This is a genomic window from Streptomyces venezuelae ATCC 10712, from assembly GCF_008639165.1.
In the GTDB taxonomy this organism is placed as follows: Bacteria; Actinomycetota; Actinomycetes; order Streptomycetales; family Streptomycetaceae; genus Streptomyces; species Streptomyces venezuelae.
This window is the reverse complement of the sequence record NZ_CP029197.1, coordinates 6,316,752-6,335,090: the sequence shown is the minus strand read 5'-3', so window position 1 is coordinate 6,335,090 and position 18,339 is coordinate 6,316,752. Positions and strand designations below refer to the sequence as shown.

At 69.4% G+C, this 18,339-nt stretch carries 13 protein-coding genes; 3 read left to right on the top strand and 10 right to left on the bottom strand.

Translation table 11 applies throughout. The features are described from left to right. Positions 1 to 49: 49 nt before the first annotated feature. The 4 genes from DEJ43_RS29190 to ngcE form a co-directional block, all read right to left on the bottom strand. Positions 50 to 1,270 carry an ROK family transcriptional regulator gene (locus DEJ43_RS29190; protein ID WP_015036998.1) on the bottom strand — a complete coding sequence of 407 codons (1,221 nt, stop codon included), beginning with the start codon at positions 1,268 to 1,270 and terminating at the stop codon, positions 50 to 52. 225 nt (positions 1,271 to 1,495) lie between these two features. Further along, positions 1,496 to 2,434, bottom strand: a complete 939-nt coding sequence (locus tag DEJ43_RS29185; RefSeq protein ID WP_015036997.1) for a carbohydrate ABC transporter permease — start codon at positions 2,432 to 2,434, stop codon at positions 1,496 to 1,498. Next, positions 2,434 to 3,363: a carbohydrate ABC transporter permease gene (locus DEJ43_RS29180; protein WP_015036996.1), complete on the bottom strand. Its 930-nt coding sequence runs from the start codon at positions 3,361 to 3,363 to the stop codon at positions 2,434 to 2,436. The genes DEJ43_RS29185 and DEJ43_RS29180 overlap by 1 nt, the downstream gene beginning before the upstream one ends. 101 nt (positions 3,364 to 3,464) lie before the next feature. Next, positions 3,465 to 4,910, bottom strand: coding sequence for an N-acetylglucosamine/diacetylchitobiose ABC transporter substrate-binding protein (gene ngcE / locus DEJ43_RS29175; RefSeq protein ID WP_015036995.1), 1,446 nt, complete (start codon positions 4,908 to 4,910; stop codon positions 3,465 to 3,467). Positions 4,911 to 5,439: 529 nt separating this feature from the next. Between ngcE and DEJ43_RS29170 the strand changes: the two genes are divergently transcribed. Next, positions 5,440 to 6,351 (top strand): FG-GAP repeat domain-containing protein, encoded by a 912-nt coding sequence (locus DEJ43_RS29170; RefSeq protein ID WP_051025952.1) that lies wholly within the window; start codon positions 5,440 to 5,442, stop codon positions 6,349 to 6,351. A 116-nt stretch (positions 6,352 to 6,467) separates the two neighbouring features. Here the strand turns inward: DEJ43_RS29170 and acnA are convergent, their stop codons facing one another. Further along, positions 6,468 to 9,185, bottom strand: a complete 2,718-nt coding sequence (acnA, locus tag DEJ43_RS29165; protein WP_041663018.1) for an aconitate hydratase AcnA — start codon at positions 9,183 to 9,185, stop codon at positions 6,468 to 6,470. Positions 9,186 to 9,458: 273 nt separating this feature from the next. On the opposite strand from acnA, the gene DEJ43_RS29160 reads away from it, so the two are divergent. Together DEJ43_RS29160 and DEJ43_RS29155 are read left to right on the top strand one after the other, a co-directional pair. Continuing rightward, positions 9,459 to 9,815, top strand: a complete 357-nt coding sequence (locus DEJ43_RS29160) for a VOC family protein (RefSeq protein WP_150162267.1) — start codon at positions 9,459 to 9,461, stop codon at positions 9,813 to 9,815. Between the two features lie 51 nt (positions 9,816 to 9,866). Next, on the top strand, positions 9,867 to 11,396 hold the full coding sequence (locus DEJ43_RS29155) for a helix-turn-helix domain-containing protein (protein ID WP_015036991.1): 1,530 nt from the start codon (positions 9,867 to 9,869) through the stop codon (positions 11,394 to 11,396). Between the two features lie 34 nt (positions 11,397 to 11,430). Here DEJ43_RS29155 and DEJ43_RS29150 read toward each other — a convergent pair whose 3' ends face one another. The 5 genes from DEJ43_RS29150 to DEJ43_RS29130 all read right to left on the bottom strand — a co-directional run bounded on the left by DEJ43_RS29150 (position 11,431) and on the right by DEJ43_RS29130 (position 18,288). Beyond that, a complete protein-coding gene (locus DEJ43_RS29150) occupies positions 11,431 to 14,595 on the bottom strand; it encodes a S1 family peptidase (RefSeq protein WP_015036990.1) in 3,165 nt (1,054 codons plus the stop codon). After that, the gene (locus tag DEJ43_RS29145; protein ID WP_233448003.1) at positions 14,592 to 14,921 is read right to left on the bottom strand and encodes a trypco2 family protein; all 330 of its coding nucleotides are present in this window, start codon (positions 14,919 to 14,921) and stop codon (positions 14,592 to 14,594) included. Before DEJ43_RS29145 ends, DEJ43_RS29150 begins: the two co-directional genes overlap by 4 nt. Before the next feature lie 97 nt (positions 14,922 to 15,018). Continuing rightward, a complete protein-coding gene (locus tag DEJ43_RS29140; protein WP_015036988.1) occupies positions 15,019 to 16,578 on the bottom strand; it encodes an MFS transporter in 1,560 nt (519 codons plus the stop codon). Positions 16,579 to 16,675: 97 nt separating this feature from the next. Further along, the gene (locus DEJ43_RS29135) at positions 16,676 to 17,089 is read right to left on the bottom strand and encodes a RidA family protein (RefSeq protein WP_015036987.1); all 414 of its coding nucleotides are present in this window, start codon (positions 17,087 to 17,089) and stop codon (positions 16,676 to 16,678) included. Continuing rightward, complete coding sequence (locus DEJ43_RS29130; protein ID WP_015036986.1) at positions 17,086 to 18,288, bottom strand: acyl-CoA dehydrogenase family protein; 1,203 nt, start codon at positions 18,286 to 18,288, stop codon at positions 17,086 to 17,088. Before DEJ43_RS29130 ends, DEJ43_RS29135 begins: the two co-directional genes overlap by 4 nt. Positions 18,289 to 18,339 lie beyond the last annotated feature (51 nt).

Sequence of the window (18,339 nt, the reverse complement as noted above, 5' to 3'; positions counted from 1 at the left end):
ACGTCAAGAAGTAAATCCTTAACGAGATGACAACGGTGGTGTTCGTTATCTAAGTGAACGCAAGGCGTGAGGCCGGAGCCGCCGCCGGCAGGGCACTCTCAGACCCCTGGAAAAGCGTCGAATCGCCCATTTCGCTGAGTACGAGGGCCAGCGCGCCGAGCACCTCGGCGCGGCCTCCCAGGGCCCCCTGGGCCAGCGAGAGCTGCCGGGCGGCGCTGGGGATCGCGTACCGCGAGACGGAGTCCCTGATGGGCGCGAGGACCAGCTCCCCGGCCTCGGCGAGGTCGCCGCCGAGCACCACCCGGCTCGGGTTCAGGAGATTGCAGAGGTTGGCGATGCCGCTGCCGATGTGCCGGCCGACGTCGGCGATCACCCGGCGGCAGCCCGGGTCGCCCTCCCGGGCCAGCTGGACGACCCGCTCCATGGTCAGATCGGGGCCGTGGCTCGGCTGGAGCAGCGGCAGCACGTACCGGGCGGCGGTGAAGGTCTCCAGGCAGCCGCGGTTGCCGCAGCGGCAGACCGGGCCCGACTCGTCGAGCGTGATGTGCCCGATCTCCCCCGCGGTGCCACCGGGGCCCCGGTAGACCCGCCCGTCGATGACGAGACCGGCGCCGACACCGCTCGCCACCTTGATGTACGCCAGGTCCTTGACGCCCCGGCCGCTCCCCCAGACCAGCTCGCCGAGCGCGCCGAGGTTGGCGTCGTTGTCGACGTGCACCGGGACGCCGAGCCGGCCGGAGAGCTCCTCGGCGGGGTTGATCCCGCTCCAGCCCGGCAGGATCGAGGTCGACCCGAGGGTGCCGGAGGAGACGTCGATCGGGCCCGGGACGCCGAGTCCGACGCCGATCACCTTGTCGGGGCCGATGCCGGTGGCCAGGATCAGCCGCTTGACCAGCTGTTCGGCGCGGTCGAAGCCCTCGGCGGCGGAGGCGTCCACGTCGAGCGGCTCCGCCTCCTCGGCCAGCACCTGGTGGGCGAGGTTGCCGACGGCCACCCTGAGGTGGGTGTGGCCGAAGTCGACGCCGATCACGATCCCGGCGTCACCGGAGAGCGAGACGCTGCGGGCCCGGCGGCCGCCCGCCGAGGTGGGCGTGACGTCGACGGTGCCGCCGTCCTTCAGCTCCCGGACGATGTTGGAGACCGTGGCGGCGGACAGGCCCGTCGCCCGGGCGATCTCCGCCTGGGTGAGCGAGCCGGCCATGCGCACCGCCCGGACGACCCGTTCGAGATTGGCCCTGTGCAGAGACGTCTGCGAACCCGGAGTCTCCATCGACTCACTCACTCCCACCGTTTTCTCCAACATGTGAACTCTAAGGGGACGCTTTCGGCTTGGTCCCCGTCAAGACCTTGAGAGGCGGAGGGTGTGTGTCACACGGTGTCCACGGGCGGTTCCCGGCGCTGTCACCCCCGCGGTGCCGGGCCATGGGAAGGGCCCCCGGCGCGGTGCGCCGGGGGCCCTTCGGGCGGTGCGGGGGCCGTCTCCCGGCCCCGGGGGTCACTTCACGGCGCCGGCCGTCAGACCGGCCACCACCTGCCGCTGGAAGATGATGTAGGCGGCGAGCACCGGGAGCATCGCCATCACGAGACCGGCGAAGAGACCCGACCAGTCGCCCTTGTAGCCCTGGCTGACGGCGAGCTGCACGAGGCCCTGCGAGAGCACCTTCCGCTCCGGCTCGGTGTTGAGCACGGTCGGCAGCAGGTACTGGTTCCACTGGCCGAGGAAGTTGAAGATGCCGACGCTGATGAGGCCGGGCTTGGCCATCGGCAGCATCACCTGGAAGAAGGTCCGGGTGTGCGAGGCGCCGTCCACGAAGGCCGCTTCCGCCACCGAGGTCGGCAGGGTGCGGAAGAAGGCGGTCAGGAAGAAGACCGTGAACGGCAGCGAGTACGCGATGTAGACCAGGATCAGGCCGTGCAGCGTGTTGAGCAGCGCCATGTTCTGCATGACGTAGAACAGCGGCACGAGGGCCAGGATGATCGGGAAGCTCATCCCTCCGATGAAGAGGAAGTAGATGAACCGGTTGCCCGGGAAGTCGAAGCGGGCCAGGACGTAGGCCGCCATCGAGCCGAAGAGCAGGGTGCCGAGGAGCGAGCCGCCGACCACCAGGATCGTGTTCAGGAAGTAGTCGCTCATGTGCGCCTCGGTCCAGGCGCGCGACCAGTTCTCGAAGTGCAGCTTGTCGGGCAGCGCCCACGGCGAGGTGAAGATCGCCTTGTCGGTCTTGAACGAGGTCATGACCGCCCAGAGCAGCGGCATGACGACCATGATCGCCCAGATGATCAGGACGCCGTGCGAGAAGACGTTGAGGGTCGCGCCCTCGCTCTTCGAGGCCTTGCGGGGCGCCGGCGCCACCGTCTTGATGACCTCGGTGCCCGAGCCGCCCGGGGAGCCGGGGGTCTCGACGCCGGGGGTGGCAGTGTCGGTGGTCTTCATCAGAACTCCAGCCGCTCGCGCCGGCCCAGCTTCATCACGACGGCCGCGAAGGCGAGCGTGAGGAGGAGGAGCGCGACACCGATGGTCGTTGCGTAGGCGGCCTGACCGTCCCGGAACGCCTTCTGGTACACGTACAGCGGAAGGACGATGGTCGAGTAGTCGGGCCCGCCGCCGCTGGGGCCTACGGTCATGATCTGGACGACGGCGAAGGACTCCGCGCCGAGCGCGAGGATGCCCATGTAGATCCAGCCCGACTGCACGGTGTCCCAGAGCAGCGGCAGGGTGATCTTGAAGAACGTGGTGAACCGGTTCGCGCCGTCGAGCAGGGCCGCCTCGTAGAAGTCCCGCGGAATGGACGCCATGCCGGCCGAGAAGAGGACGACGAAGAATCCGACGGTGGACCAGACGAGTACCACCATCACGCAGATGAGGGCGAGGTCGGGATCGCCGAGCCAGTCCGGCTGGACGCTGCCGAGACCGACGCCCTTCAAAACGGAATTGATGGCTCCACTGTTCGGGTTGTACGCGAACTGGAAGAGCAGCGCCACGATCGCGATCGACAGCACCTGCGGGAAGAAATAGACAATCTTGTAAAAAGAGGATCCGCGCACACCCGCGATGGCCGCGCCCTTACGGCGCCGACCGCCGACATTGAGCATGAAGGCGAAGAAGAGGGCGAGTCCGACGGTGACCAGCGGGAGCACCACCGCGAAGGTCAGACTGTGCTGCAACGACTTCCAGAAGACCTCGTCGTCGAGCATTCTGCTGTAGTTGTCGAATCCGACCATCCCGAATTCGGGGCTCAGCCCGGTCCAGTCCGTGAACGAGTAGTAGATGGACTGGACGAACGGCCAGATGACGAAGAGCGCGTAGAGCGCGAGCGGGGCCGCCAGGAACCCCACGATGAAACGGTACTTGCCGTGTTGCATTCCTACCGACCCCGATCTTTCCCGCGCCGGGCGCGCCGCTGCTGCCGCGCGCCAAGGGCCGGGGCCCGCTCCCGGTCGGCGGGAAGGGGCCCCGGCACTGCTCACTGGTGCTTGTAGTGCTTGATCGAGGAGTCCTTGGCCGCCTCGTCGGCGTACTTCTGGATCTTCTTGATCGTCTCGGCCGGGGTCGCGCGGCCGGCCATCATCTCGCCGATGCCCGCGACGCCGATCTTCTCCTTCTGAAGGGCCACGTACCAGTCCTGGAGCCGCGGGTTGACGACGTTCTGGCCGGCCTTCTCCAGGGCGGCGACGCCGGACTTCAGGCCCGGGGTCAGCTCGATGCCGTCGGTGCCGCCGTTGAAGGCGGTCAGGGACTTCACGGACTTGGTGAAGTTCTTCGAGGAGGCCTCGCTGAGCATGATGCGCAGCTGCTCCATGCCGCCCTCGGCGTTCGCCGCCTTGGCCGGGACGATGAAGGGCTCGCCGCCGGAGGCCCAGATGGTGCCGAAGGGCAGCTTGTCGGAGGAGTCGATGCCGGTCGGGGCGGAGACGGCCAGGTCGAAGTCGGCCGGCATGGTCTTCGCGGCCTCGTTCTCCACCCAGGAGCCGTTCGGGATGAACAGCGCCTTGCCCTCGGTCCAGGCGGTCTGCGACTGGATGTGGTCGAGACCGGGGGTGCCCTTGAGGATGTAGCCCTTCTGGACCAGCTCGTAGTACGCCTCGAAGCAGGTCTTGACCGCGGGGTGCTCCCAGGCCTTCGGCTCCAGGTTGTCGATGGCGTCGAGGACCTCGCGGCCGCCGACCTTGCCGATCATCGGGTAGAGCGAGAAGGGGACGTAGTACGGGTGCTTGCCGGCATACGTCCAGCCCGCGATGCCCTTCTTCTTGGCCTTCTCGCAGACGGCCAGCATCTCGTCCCAGGTCTCGGGGTACTTCGCGTCGAGGGAGTCGAGCAGCTTCTGCGAGTACCAGACGCCGTAGACCGTGTAGGCGTAGTACATGATCCACACCGGGTCGCCGTCGAACTGGCCCATCTCGACGATGCCGGGCCGCAGGGTGTCGCGGACCTTCTTGGCGGGGTTGTCGATGGACGGCGCGTCCAGCAGCGGGGTGAGGTCCGCGAGCTGCTTCTGGCCGACCAGCACGCCCATGTCCATCTGCTCGGCGCCCGAGTTGTCGATGAGGTCCGGCGGGTTGCCGCCGTTGAAGCGCGGCTGCAGCGTGGTGGTGATCTTCTGGGTGGGGGTGAACTTGACCTTGGCCTTGGGGTAATTGGTCTCGTAGACCTTCACCGCGTCCTTGGCGTACTGCTGTCCGAATCCACCGTCGAAGAGGACGAAATCGAGCGGGGCCGACTCGTTCACCCCCAGGGGGTTCTTTTCGGACTTCGTGCCCTTCTCGACCTTTCCGTTGCCACCGCTGTCGCTGCTCGCACAGGCGGAGAGGAAGCCCATCGTCGGTACGGAGATCAGACCGATAGCGGCAGAACGCTTGATCAGATCGCGACGGCCAAGGCCCTCATTGGTGTGTGCGGAGGTGGATCCCATGCTCAAGTCCTCGCCTTCATTCAGGACTCAGGCGGTGTACCGGTCGCCCGTACTCGCTCGCCACAGGCGAAGGGCCCCGCCACCGCGGTCATTTGCAGCCGGGTCGTGCAGGCGTCGGGCCGTCGTGTGCTGGAAACGACTGGCTGGACGCCGACAGGTATAGTCCACTTCCCTTCGCCTGAGCAAGATCGAAAGCAGGTTTTCACAACCATCTTTCCCGAGTTGAGACCTCCGGGATAAGCACGCTGGATCTGCGGCGTTTCGTCCAACCATTCGTCCGTCAATACCCTTGACACCCCCTCAGGGGTGCCCGTAGTGGGGCCGCTTGAGGAGGCGGCCGGGGTGGCACCGTGGGGCACCGGCGGACAAAGGGGGGCATACGGCGGGGATCGAAACAGTCGTGTCACAGACACTCCGAAAAGTAAGGATCCTGTGAGGACGGCAGGGATCATAGGTGGACCGCCGCGCTCGTCTACGTGTTCGACGTGGCCGGCGGATCTACCTTGTCCCTCTCCCACATGGAGTACACGTGGCCAACTCTTCCGGCCTGAACCGCGCGGGCGTCCTGCGCCGCGTCACCGTCGCGGCGATAACGGCCGCTCTGGTGAGCACCACCACGGCCGCGATGGCGGCGGACGCGCCGCAGCCGACCGCGTCCGGCATCGAGCGGTCCTCGAACGCAAGCACCTTCGCGGCCTCCGCGGCCGCCGCCACGCCGGTGAACTACCTGTACGGCGTCAACAGCGCGGGCACCATCTGGGGCTACCAGCCGGTCGGCGGTGGCGCCATCCAGCGTCTGGCCGACAACTCCGGCACCGGCTGGAACTACCACAAGCACTTCAACCAGGCCGACATGGACGGTGACGGCGACTCCGACGGCTTCTACGCCGTGCGTGACGGCCGTCTGCACTACGCCGACGTGGGCCGCCCCCGCGACATCGGCGGCGGCTGGAACATCTACAACAAGATCATCTCGGCCTCCAACACCGGTGGCGCCCCGGCGGACGACCTCCTCGCCCGCGACGGTGCCGGCGTGCTCTGGCACTACCTGGGCTACGGCAACGGCTCCCTGGCCCCGCGCGTCCGGGTCGGCGGCGGCTGGAACGCCTACAACCAGATCGCCGGCAAGGGCGACGTCACCGGTGACGGCAGGCCCGACATCGTCGCCCGCGACGGTGCCGGCGTGCTGTGGCTGTACAAGGGCACCGGCAACTACAAGGCGCCGTTCTCCGGCCGCTCCCGCATCGGCGGCGGCTGGAACATGTACAACTCCCTCGTGTCCTCGGGTGACCTGAACTTCGACGGCAAGGCGGACCTCGTCGCCCGTGACGGCCGCGGCGCCCTGTGGCTGTACAAGGGCACGGGCCGCGCCTCGTCCCCGTACTCCGGCCGGGTGCAGATCGGCACGTCGGGGTGGAACGGCTTCCGCGCGATGTTCTGATCCGTGTTCTGACCGCGTTCTGACCGCGTTCTGATCAGCGCGGGCACGGCACGGCGAAGGGCCCCGCTCCTCTTCCGAGGAGCGGGGCCCTTTCCGTACTACCGGGTCAGATCGTGTCAGCCACGGATCAGGTTGCGGAGCACGTACTGCATGATGCCGCCGTTGCGGTAGTAGTCCGCCTCACCGGGGGTGTCGATGCGGACGACCGCGTCGAACTCGACACCGGTGTCGGTGGTGACCTTGACCGTGCTCGGCGTGGTGCCCTCGTTCAGCTCCGTGACGCCCGTGATGGAGAAGGTCTCCTCGCCGGTCAGGCCGAGCGAGTCGGCCGTCTGGCCGGCCGGGAACTGGAGCGGCAGGACGCCCATGCCGATGAGGTTCGAGCGGTGGATGCGCTCGTACGACTCGGTGATGACGGCCTTGACGCCGAGGAGCGCGGTGCCCTTGGCGGCCCAGTCGCGGGACGAGCCGGAGCCGTACTCCTTGCCGCCCAGGATGACCAGCGGGGTGCCGGCGGCCTGGTAGTTCTGCGAGGCGTCGTAGATGAACGACACCGGCGCGCCCTCGACGGTGAAGTCGCGGGTGTAGCCGCCCTCGGTGCCCGGCGCGATCTGGTTGCGCAGGCGGATGTTGGCGAAGGTGCCGCGGATCATGACCTCGTGGTTGCCGCGGCGCGAGCCGTAGGAGTTGAAGTCACGACGCTCCACACCGTGCTCGGTGAGGTACTTGCCGGCCGGGGTGTCGGCCTTGATGGCGCCGGCCGGGGAGATGTGGTCGGTGGTGACCGAGTCGCCCAGCTTGGCCAGGACGCGGGCGCCGACGATGTCGGTGACCGGGGTGGTCTCCATCGTCATGCCCTCGAAGTACGGGGGCTTGCGGACGTAGGTGGACTCGCTGTCCCACTCGAAGGTGTTGCCGGTGGGGATCGGCAGCGCCTGCCACTGGGCGTCGCCCGCGAAGACGTCGCTGTAGGACTTGTTGAACATGTCCTCGCCGATGGCGTTGGCGACGACGTCGTTGACCTCGGCCTCCGTCGGCCAGATGTCGGCCAGGTAGACGGGCTTGCCGTCCTGGTCGACGCCGAGGGCGTCCTTGGTGATGTCCACCTTCATGGAGCCCGCGAGGGCGTACGCGACGACCAGCGGCGGGGAGGCCAGGTAGTTCATCTTGACGTCGGGGTTGATCCGGCCCTCGAAGTTGCGGTTGCCGGAGAGCACCGAGGTGACGGCCAGGTCGTGGTCGTTGACGGCCTTGGAGACCTCCTCCGGCAGCGGGCCGGAGTTGCCGATGCAGGTGGTGCAGCCGTAGCCGACGAGGTTGAAGCCGACCTTGTCGAGGTACGGGGTCAGGCCCGCCTTGTCGAAGTAGTCGGTGACGACCTTGGAGCCCGGGGCGAGGGTGGTCTTGACCCACGGCTTGCGGGTCAGGCCCTTCTCGACGGCCTTCTTCGCGACGAGGGCGGCGGCGACCATCACGTACGGGTTCGACGTGTTGGTGCAGGAGGTGATCGCGGCGACGGTGACGGCGCCGTGGTCGATCTCGTAGGTCGAGCCGTCCGGGGCGGTCACGGTGACCGGCTTCGACGGGGCGCCGTTCGGCGTGTTGGCCGGGGCGTCGGAGGCCGGGAAGGACTCCTTGCCGGCCTCGTCCACGTCGTCGACGTAGTTGCGGACGTCCTGGGCGAACTGCGCGGCGGCGTTGGCGAGGACGATGCGGTCCTGCGGGCGCTTCGGGCCGGCGATGGAGGGGACGACCGTGGAGAGGTCGAGCTCCAGCTTCTCGGAGAAGTCGGGCTCGGCGGCCGGGTCGAGCCAGAGGCCCTGCTCCTTGGCGTACGCCTCGACGAGCGCGACCTGCTGCTCGGAGCGGCCGGTGAGCTTGAGGTAGTTCAGGGTCTCGCCGTCGATCGGGAAGATCGCGGCGGTGGAGCCGAACTCCGGCGACATGTTGCCGATGGTGGCGCGGTTCGCCAGGGAGGTGGCGGCGACGCCCTCACCGTAGAACTCGACGAACTTGCCGACGACGCCGTGCTTGCGCAGCATCTCGGTGATCGTGAGGACCAGGTCGGTGGCGGTGGTGCCGGCCGGGAGCTCGCCGGTCAGCTTGAAGCCGACGACGCGCGGGATGAGCATGGAGACCGGCTGGCCGAGCATCGCGGCCTCGGCCTCGATGCCGCCGACGCCCCAGCCGAGCACACCGAGGCCGTTGACCATGGTGGTGTGCGAGTCGGTGCCGACGAGGGTGTCGGGGTACGCCTGGCCGCCCCGGACCATGACCGTGCGGGCCAGGTGCTCGATGTTCACCTGGTGGACGATGCCGGTGCCCGGGGGGACGACCTTGAAGTCGTCGAAGGCGGTCTGGCCCCAGCGCAGGAACTGGTAGCGCTCCTTGTTGCGGCCGTACTCCAGCTCGACGTTCTGGCCGAAGGCGTCCTTCGTGCCGAACTTGTCGGCGATGACGGAGTGGTCGATGACCAGCTCGGCCGGGGAGAGCGGGTTGACCTTCGCCGGGTCGCCGCCGAGCTCCTTGACGGCCTCGCGCATGGTGGCGAGGTCCACCACGCACGGGACGCCGGTGAAGTCCTGCATGATCACGCGGGCCGGCGTGAACTGGATCTCCTGGCTCGGCTGGGCCTGCGAGTCCCAGTTGCCCAGGGCCCGGATGTGGTCGGCGGTGATGTTCGCGCCGTCCTCGGTGCGGAGCAGGTTCTCCAGGAGGACCTTCAGGCTGTAAGGGAGGCGCGCGGAGCCCTCGACCTTGTCCAGCTTGAAGATCTCGTACGACTCGTCGCCCACGCGCAGCGTGCTGCGGGCGTCGAAGCTGTTCGCCGACACGACAGTCTCCTTCATCAAAGTGCGCGTATTACCGCCATGCTGCCGCCACGACTCCCTCGCCGATCCGCTAAGGTAAGGCTTAGTTAGGTAACCCTTACCGGGTGGGCGGCCGCGGTGCGCCGTAAGCAGTTATCTCGATGTCGAGATAACTCTAGTGCATCCCCGCTGCCGGGTCATGCCCGGATGCCCCCGAGCCGCCGGGAAGCGGCGCCCCGGCACCCGTACGGCGGCCCGCGGATTGCCCCGGGCGTGGCGGCGGCCGACGATCGGGACATGGTCATCGGCGCGCATGTGATTCTCTACACCCGGGACGCGGAGGCCGACCGCGCCTTCCTCCGGGACGTCCTCGGCTTCGAGCACGTGGACGCCGGAGGCGGCTGGCTCATCTTCAAGCTGCCCCCCGCGGAGGTCGCCACCCATCCCACGGAGGGCGAGCCGGGCGTCGAGCTCTACCTCATGTGCGAGGACCTCGCCCAGACCCTGCTGGACCTGGAGGACAAGGGCGTCCAGGTCACCCGCGCCATCGAGGAGCAGCGCTGGGGCCTGCTCGCCGCCATCCGGCTCCCGAGCGGCACCGAACTCCCCCTGTACGAACCGCGTCACCCGACTGCGTACGACATTTCACCCTGACGGCCTACCCCAACTGCGAGTGTCATCTCATATCTGAGATAACGTGACGCCATGGCAGACGACTACCTCGTACGCATCGGCAAGCTCATCCGTGACGCCCGTCAGCACCGTGGCTGGACACAGACGCAGCTCGCCGACGCACTGGCCACGAGCCAGAGCGCAGTCAACCGGATCGAGCGCGGCAACCAGAACATCAGCCTTGAGATGATCGCCCGCATCGGCGAAGCCCTCGACAGCGAAATCGTGTCCCTGGGCTACGCCGGACCGATGCACCTCAGGGTCGTCGGCCGCCGCCGGCTCTCCGGCTCCATCGACGTCAAGACGAGCAAGAACGCCTGCGTCGCGCTGCTCTGCGCCTCCCTCCTCAACAAGGGCCGCACCGTCCTGCGCCGGGTCGCCCGCATCGAGGAGGTCTTCCGGCTCCTCGAAGTGCTCAACTCCATCGGCGTGCGCACCCGCTGGGTCAACGACGGCGTCGACCTGGAGATCGTGCCGCCGGCCGAACTGGACATGGACTCGATCGACGCCGAGGCCGCGATCCGCACCCGCTCGATCATCATGTTCCTCGGCCCGCTGCTGCACCGCATGGACCGCTTCAAGCTGCCGTACGCCGGCGGCTGCGACCTCGGTACGCGCACGATCGAGCCGCACATGATCGCGCTGCGCCGCTTCGGCCTCGACATCACCGCGACCGAGGGCATCTACCACGCCCAGGTCGAGCGCTCCGTCGCCCCCGACCGCCCGATCGTGCTCACCGAGCGCGGCGACACCGTGACCGAGAACGCCCTCCTGGCGGCCGCCCGCCACGACGGCGTGACCGTCATCCGCAACGCCTCCTCCAACTACATGGTCCAGGACCTGTGCTTCTTCCTGGAGGCCCTCGGCGTACGGGTGGACGGCATCGGCACCACGACCCTGACCGTCCACGGCATCCCACAGATCGACGTGGACGTCGACTACTCCCCCTCCGAGGACCCGGTCGAGGCGATGAGCCTGCTGGCCGCGGCGGTCGTCACGGAATCCGAACTGACCATCCGCCGGGTCCCGATCGAGTTCATGGAGATCGAACTCGCCGTCCTCGAGGAGATGGGCCTCGACCACGACCGCTCGGCCGAGTACCCGGCCGACAACGGCCGCACCCGCCTGGTCGACCTGACGGTCCGCCCCTCCAAACTGGAGGCGCCGATCGACAAGATCCACCCGATGCCGTTCCCGGGCCTGAACATCGACAACGTCCCCTTCTTCGCGGCGATCGCGGCCACGGCCCAGGGCAAGACCCTCATCCACGACTGGGTCTACGACAACCGCGCCATCTACCTCACCGACCTCAACCGCCTCGGCGGCCGCCTCCAGCTCCTGGACCCCCACCGCGTCCTCGTCGAGGGCCCCACCCGCTGGCGCGCCGCCGAAATGATGTGCCCCCCGGCCCTGCGCCCGGCCGTAGTCGTCCTCCTCGCCATGATGGCCGCCGAGGGCACCTCGGTCCTGCGCAACGTGTACGTCATCAACCGCGGCTACGAGGACCTGGCGGAGCGGCTGAACTCGATCGGCGCCCAGATCGAGATCTTCCGGGACATCTAGGGCCTCGGTTCCTCGGGTACCGCCCCGGGTGGGTTCAGCCCGAGGAGTCGGATGTCAGCGGGACCCACCTCGTCATCGAGTCCCAGGCCTCCAGGGCGTCCGTCAGGACCTCCACGGAGGCCGGGGACTCGGGTCCGACCGTGCTCGCCGTGATGAGCAGCATTCCTCCGAACCGCCGCGTCATCGCGATGAACTCGTCGGTCGCGGGAGCGGTCCAGAGCTGGCCGAACGTGGCCACGGCGACTTCGCCGGGACCGGTGAACGCCCGGGCGAGGCCGTCGGACGACCTGGGTGGCAAGCCGGACCACAGCGGTCGGAGGCCGAGCGCTTCGGCGTGGGTGGACCGGGGCCCGAGAGCGGCCGTGGCCGTCCAGCGATCGCCGACCTGTACCAACTGCGCTGCCTCGACGGAGGGGTTGACCACGAAACCGGGAACGAGCTGGTCGCTGCGCTGCCCCACGGGGACGCCGGCGGTGAACGCCGTCCAGCTGAGACCCGCCTCTTTGGCGAAACTGATCAGGGCCGAATCGTTCCAGCCCGGATACCGGCACATTCCGAAGTGGAAGAGCCGTGCGTGGGCCCATTCGTAGTGATCGTCCACATGGAGGGCCGGAACGCCGTCAGCCAGCGGATGTCCGCAGTCCTGGCAGTCGCCGGCCCAGAGCAACCGCATGAGGGAACGGGCCTCCTCGTGCCCGAGCCTGTCCAGGCAGTCGGCGCTGAAGACCAGGTGCGGGAGTCCAGGTGAGCCCTCCTCCGCCTCCAGGACCACCCAGTCCGGTGGGCGGCCGTGCTCGCGTGCCCGGCTCCACCACTCCGCCCCCAGCCGGACGTCACCGAAGGAGTACGCGGTCACCCCGGCCATCAGGCAGCCGACCGGGTCGCCCAGATTCCCCTGCATGACTGCCACGTCGTAGGCACGCGAGACATAGGCGTGGGCCGTGTCCGTGTCCTCCCTCCGCAGGAGAACTCCGGCGTACGAGAGCGCGGCCAGCGGGATCTCACCGTCCGCGGCGACTCTCAGGGCCTCGACGGCTTCGTCCGACTGCCACTGCGACCGCAGCCAGTCCGAATAGTGCAGCGCACTGCCGGGGTCACCGGCCTCGGTACCGCGCTTCCAGAGCGCTGTCGCCTCGTCCTGGTTCCCCAGCTTCTCGTGGACCAGGCCGAGGGCGCCGATCGACTCCCGTCCCCCGGCCTCGACCGCACGCTCGAACCAGTCCCGTGCCCCTTCCAGATCACCCCGCATGAAGGACAGGGCACCCATGTTGTGGGCCCCGGTGGAGTCCCCCAGACGGAAAGCACGCTCGAAGCAGCGGCCGGCACCGTCTTCGTCCTTCTCCGCGGCCAGCAACGCCCCCAGGTTGACCAGGCCGTCGGGATCGTCCGCCTCCGCGAGGGGGCGGAGCGCCTCCTTGGCCACGTCCGGCCGGCCCGCCACCCTGGCGACGGTCGACACCAGTACACGGCGCGTGTCGTCCACGATGCGCAGGGCTTCGTCCCACACCTCGCCCGGCAGCTCGCCGGGACGGGACCCGCGCGCGGCGTCCGACACGAGGTAGTCGAACGGCTTCCACGTTCCTCCCCGCCCCGGTACGAGGGGACTGGTCACGCCCAGCACGATTTTGGACGCCCATGCCCAGGCTTCCGCCATGCCTTCCGGCCTCAGCGCCGGCCCGCCCGCCCGGTCGAGGAAGTACGCGTGGAGGCGTTCCAGGGACTCCGGCGCCAGCGCGGTGTCCACCCCCGTACGGGCGAGGGCGACGGCGGCCGCGACGAGCGCGGCCCCCCGGGGGTTGCCCTTCGCCCGCGACGCGGCCTTCCACCGCTTGAGGACCTGCGGTCCCGCCGCGAGGTACTCCGCCACCCCGTACGCCCGGTCGGCGTTCAGTGCGGCGACGACGCGCGGGTCCTCGCTCGACGAGGCGGCCCGCCGCTCGTCGTCCGTCCAGAGCCGGTCGAGGGTGAGGTGATGTGCCGCGCGGATCACCCGGCCGGGCGAGGTCGGCAGCCGCGGCCCGGTGCTCCGCGAGAGCGACGGGCCGTCCTCGTCGTCCGTGTAGTGCTCGTGGAACTCGGTGCGCAGCGTGGCGAGCACGACCGTGCCGCGGCGGACGAGCCGGTCGAGCAGCGACGGCGTCAGCCCGTCGGACCTCAGGTAGGTGTGCAGGTCGTCGAGCCACACGACCGTCTCGTGATCACTTCCGGTGGAGGAGTGCAGGAAGGACAGGTCGGCATCGGGGTCCGGCTTGCATACCGACCGGCCCCCGAGATTGCGGACCATGCCTTCGAACAGGGCCCTCGACTTGCCGGCGGCCGAGTCCCCGGTCAGCAACAGCATGCCGCCCGTTTCCGCCAGCGCTGCGAGCCGGTCGTCCACCTGAGCGTCGACGCGGCGGGACACGTACGGCACGACGTCCGGATGGCCGGAGGCGTCCGGCACGCGGTGAACACCGAAGGAGACCGGGTCGGCGTCGGCGACGGGGATCCAGTCGTCTTCGCGGGTGGCGAAGGTCTCGCGCACCACCTGCGGCACCGGCCTGCCGATCTCCACCACCTCGGGACGGAACCCCGCGGCTGCCTCCATCGCCCGCCGGAAGCCCGGATCGGCCACCACGACGGAGACGGGGACGGCCTCCACCCGCGCGTGACCCCACTGCGCGGGGTCCCCCGACACCACACCGATCAGGTATTCGCCGGCGAAGAGAGCGGCCCCCGACATCCCCTGCCACGGCGATGCCCCGGAGGCCGCGGGCGGTGGGGTGTGGGAACTGTCCAGGACGTAACGACCGCGCAGGACGGACGATCCCGGCTTCAGCGTGCCCACGATCTGCTCGGTGTCCGGCCGCGCCCCGTCCCGGAGCGAGATCCGCGGGTAGCCCACCGCTTCGCAGTTCTCCCACGCGGCCAGGCCGGATATCCGGCCCCACCGGACATCGGCCGTCCGGCACGTCGTGCCCTCCCTCACGAGGTCTTCGTCCGCTTCGAGCAGGGCCGCGTCGCACGACGCGTCGTGGCGGCGCCAGAGAAGGCGGCAGTCGCGCGGCCCCGCCCCGCCGGGGACGGCGACGCGAGCGGTCTCGTCCTCCCCTTCGAACAGGTGCGCCGAGGTGAGCACGAGGCGGGAGTCCAGCAGGAAGCCGGAGCCCTGACGCGCTCCCTGGACGACGGCGATGCGTTCGATGGACCGGGCGCTCATCCGCCGTACGGTCCGGACGGATCTGCGAAGTCACCCATGTCGACCTCGGCCTGATGTCCGATTTCGATTGGCCGGCCGTTGGTCGCGTCCTTCGGCCTCAGTTTCACGGACACCGTGTGGACGGCGCTCCGCGCCACGCCCACCTGGGCGTCGCCGGAGACCACCCATGCCTTGAACCCGGCCTTGGCCGTCGCGTCGCGCCGCAGCTCGACCGAGAAGTCCAGCGTGATCTCGTCGACCTCGAACTTGACGCGCTGTCCGTCCGCGGCGTGCACGGCGGCCATCAGCTGGTCTCGCAAGCCCTGCACGGCCTCGGTGAGTTCCACGTTCTCCAACGGATCGCGCACGTCTCCGATTCCCCCCGTTCGGCCGACCGTCAGCCTCTACCACTATCACACCGCCCCCGGGGAACCAGCGTCCGTTTCAGCCGCCCGCGCCCGGCATCGGGCCGCCGCCCTTGAGGCGTTCGATGTCCGAGGGGCGGACCTGGATGACGAAGAGGGCTATCAGGGCGCCGACCACGGCGAAGATGGCCGCTGTGACGAAGCCCGCTGAGACGCCTGAGGTGAGGACCTGGTCGCCCCAGGGGGGTGGGAGTTGGCCCGTTTTCGCGAACTGGGCCTTTTCCAGGGGGCCCGCCTGGGAGAGGAAGGCGGGGACCTGCTTCTCGGCCTCGTTGCGGCTCGCCGTGCCGAAGACCGTGACCAGGATCGACAGGCCCAGTGAACCGCCCACCTGCTGCGTGGCGTTGAGCAGGCCGGACGCCGCGCCGGATTCCTGCACCTCGACGTTGGACAGCGCCATGATGGTGAGCGACACGAACATCAGGCCCATGCCGAGGCCGAAGACGAGGATCGGGCCGAGGATGCTGCCCAGGTAGGTGGAGTCGACGTCGGTCAGGGTCAGCCAGGACAGGCCCGCCGCGGCGAGTACCGAACCCGTCACCATGAAGGGCTTCGGCCCGTACCGGGGCAGGAGATTGGACGTGAGGCCGGCGCCGACCCCGATGATCGCGCTGACCGGCAGGAACGCGAGTCCCGTCGTCAACGGGCTGAAGCTCAGCACCTGCTGGACGAACAGGGTCAGGAAGAAGAACATCCCGAAGATGGCCGCCGCCAGGCAGAGCATGATGACGTACGTGCCCGAGCGGTTGCGGTCGGCGAACATGTGCAGTGGTGTGATCGGCTGCTGGGAGCGCCGCTCGATCAGGATGAACAGGGCCAGCAGGACGACCGCCGCCACGAACGAGCCGATCGTGTACGGGTCGCTCCAGCCTTCCTGCGCCGCCCGGATGAAGCCGTACACCAGCGCCACCATGCCGAGCGTGGAGGTCAGCGCGCCGGCGAGGTCGAAGTGGCCCGGGTGCCGCTCGGACTCCTTCACGTGCCGCGGCGTGAGGAACGCGATGATCAGCGCGATCGGCACGTTCACGAAGAAGATCCAGCGCCAGTCGAGCCATTGGACGAGCATGCCGCCCGCGACCAGGCCGATCGCGCCGCCGCCCGCCGAGACGCCCGCGAAGACGCCGAACGCCCGGTTGCGCTCCGGGCCTTCGTCGAAGGTGGTGGTGATCAGGGAGAGCGAGGTCGGTGAGGCGATCGCACCGCCGACGCCCTGGAGGGCGCGGGCCGCGAGGAGTTGCCACTCGCTCTGCGCGAGTCCGCAGAACAGCGACGCCAGTCCGAAGAGGAGCACGCCGAAGATGAACACCCGGCGCCGGCCCAGGATGTCGCCGGCGCGTCCGCCCAGCAGGAGCAGGCCGCCGAACGTCAGGGTGTAGGCGTTCACCACCCAGGAGAGGCTGGTGGTCGAGAAGTCCAGCGCGGTCTGGATGTGCGGTAGCGCGATGTTCACGATGGTGATGTCGAGGACCACCATCAGCTGACACGAGGCGATCACGAACAGGGCGATGCCCTTGCCGTCTCCCCCGCCCTTGCGGGGTGCGGTCGCCGTCGGTGTCTTCGGCTCGGGTGTACTACTCATGACTATTCATGGCGCATCGCGCCCTCACTGGAGGGAGCCGTGGGCCGGTCAGTCCACCTTTCGACACTAAGCCCGGCCCGAGCGGGTGACCAGTTGATCAAGCGTGGGCGGGCTCGTCCAGCACGGCGAAGCCGTCGAGTTCCACCCGGGCCTGTTCGTCCCAGAGCCGTACGACTCCGATCACGGCCATCGCCGGGTAGTCGCGGCCCGCCAACCGCCGCCAGATCCGGCCGAGTTCATGGGCGTGGGCGCGGTACTCGGCCACGTCGGTGGTGTAGACGGTGACGCGGGCGAGGTCGGCCGGGGTGCCGCCGGCGTGACGCAGCGCGGTGAGCAGATTGCCGAGCGCGGTGGTGAACTGCCGGGCCAGGGTGTCCCCCACGACCTTGCCCTCGCTGTCGAGGGCGGTCTGTCCGGCGAGGAAGACGAACCGGGTTCCGGTGGCGGTCACGGCGTGCGAGAAGCCGGTGGGCGGGGCGAGTTCGGCGGGGTTGTGCCGGTGCAGGCTCATGGGGACGGCACCTCCTGACGGCGGCTGTCGGCGGTGCGGAGGCGGACCGCCTCGCGCCGCTCGGTTCGGTTCGCGGCCCTGCGGTGCGCCGCGTACAGCTCCTTGGCGATGATCGTGCGCTGGACCTCCGTGGCCCCTTCGTAGATGCGGGGCGCGCGGACCTCCCGGTAGAGGTGTTCCAGGAGGTGGCCGCGCTGGAGGGCGCGGGCGCCGTGGAGTTGGACGGCGGCGTCCACGACGTACTGGGCGGTCTCGGTGGCGAGCAGTTTGGCCATCGCGGAGCGCCGTGGGACGTCGGGGTCGCCTTCGTCGTACGCGGTGGCCGCCGCGTACACGAGGAGGCGGGCGGCCTCGGTGCGGGTGGCCATCTCGGCGATCCGGTGGGCGACGGCCTGGAGGTCGGCGAGGTGGCCGCCGAAGGCGGGGCGGGCGGCGGTGTGCGCGAGGGCGGCGTCCAGGGCGGCCTGGGCCATGCCGACGGCGAAGGCGCCGACGCTGGGCCGGAAGAGGTTGAGGGTGTGCATGGCGACCCGGAAGCCCTGGTCGGGTTCGCCGAGCAGGTCGTCGGGGCCGACGGGGACGCCGTCGAAGGTGAGGGTGCCGAGGGCGTGCGGCGCGAGCATGTCGAGGGCTTCGCCGCCGAGTCCCGGCCGGTCGGCGGGGACGAGGAAGGCGGTGACGCCCCGGGATCCGGCGCCTTGGGTGGTGCGGGCGAAGACGGTGGCGAAGTCGGCCTCGGGGGCGTTGGAGATCCAGCGCTTCTCGCCGTGCAGGCGCCAGCCGCCGGCGCCGTCGGGCCGGGCTTCCAGGGCGAGTGCGGCGGCGTCGGAGCCCGCGTCGGGTTCGGAGAGGGCGAAGGCGGCGACGGCCCGGCCGGCGGTGGCCTCGGGGAGCCAGCGGGCGCGCTGTGCGGGGGTGCCGAAGGCGGCGACGGGGTGGGTGCCGAGGCCCTGGAGGGCGAGGGCGGTCTCGGCCTCGGTGCAGGTCCGGGCGAGCGATTCGCGCAGCAGGCAGAGGTCGAGGGCGCCCGCGTCGAAAAGCCGGGCGAGCAGGCCGAGCTCGCCGAGGGCGGCGACGAGGGGGCGGTTGACCCGGCCGGGTTCGCCCTGGTCGGCGAGGGGCCTGAGGCGTTCGGCGGCGAGGGTGCGGAGCTCCGCACACCAGGTGATCTGTTCCGGATCGAGCGAGAATGCGGGCATGTGGGCCCTCTCTGACGCCCTCGGGCGTCTTCGTCCCTGCGCCGTGCGGCG

What these genes read in the sequence shown, in the direction of transcription:
- DEJ43_RS29190 (WP_015036998.1), bottom strand. Translation starts at nt 1,270, where the DNA reads ATGGAGACTCCGGGTTCGCAGACGTCTCTGCACAGGGCCAATCTCGAA.
- DEJ43_RS29185 (WP_015036997.1), bottom strand. Translation starts at nt 2,434, where the DNA reads ATGAAGACCACCGACACTGCCACCCCCGGCGTCGAGACCCCCGGCTCC.
- DEJ43_RS29180 (WP_015036996.1), bottom strand. Translation starts at nt 3,363, where the DNA reads ATGCAACACGGCAAGTACCGTTTCATCGTGGGGTTCCTGGCGGCCCCG.
- ngcE (WP_015036995.1), bottom strand. Translation starts at nt 4,910, where the DNA reads ATGGGATCCACCTCCGCACACACCAATGAGGGCCTTGGCCGTCGCGAT.
- DEJ43_RS29160 (WP_150162267.1), top strand. Translation starts at nt 9,459, where the DNA reads ATGGTCATCGGCGCGCATGTGATTCTCTACACCCGGGACGCGGAGGCC.
- DEJ43_RS29155 (WP_015036991.1), top strand. Translation starts at nt 9,867, where the DNA reads ATGGCAGACGACTACCTCGTACGCATCGGCAAGCTCATCCGTGACGCC.
- DEJ43_RS29150 (WP_015036990.1), bottom strand. Translation starts at nt 14,595, where the DNA reads ATGAGCGCCCGGTCCATCGAACGCATCGCCGTCGTCCAGGGAGCGCGT.
- DEJ43_RS29140 (WP_015036988.1), bottom strand. Translation starts at nt 16,578, where the DNA reads ATGAGTAGTACACCCGAGCCGAAGACACCGACGGCGACCGCACCCCGC.
- DEJ43_RS29135 (WP_015036987.1), bottom strand. Translation starts at nt 17,089, where the DNA reads ATGAGCCTGCACCGGCACAACCCCGCCGAACTCGCCCCGCCCACCGGC.
- DEJ43_RS29130 (WP_015036986.1), bottom strand. Translation starts at nt 18,288, where the DNA reads ATGCCCGCATTCTCGCTCGATCCGGAACAGATCACCTGGTGTGCGGAG.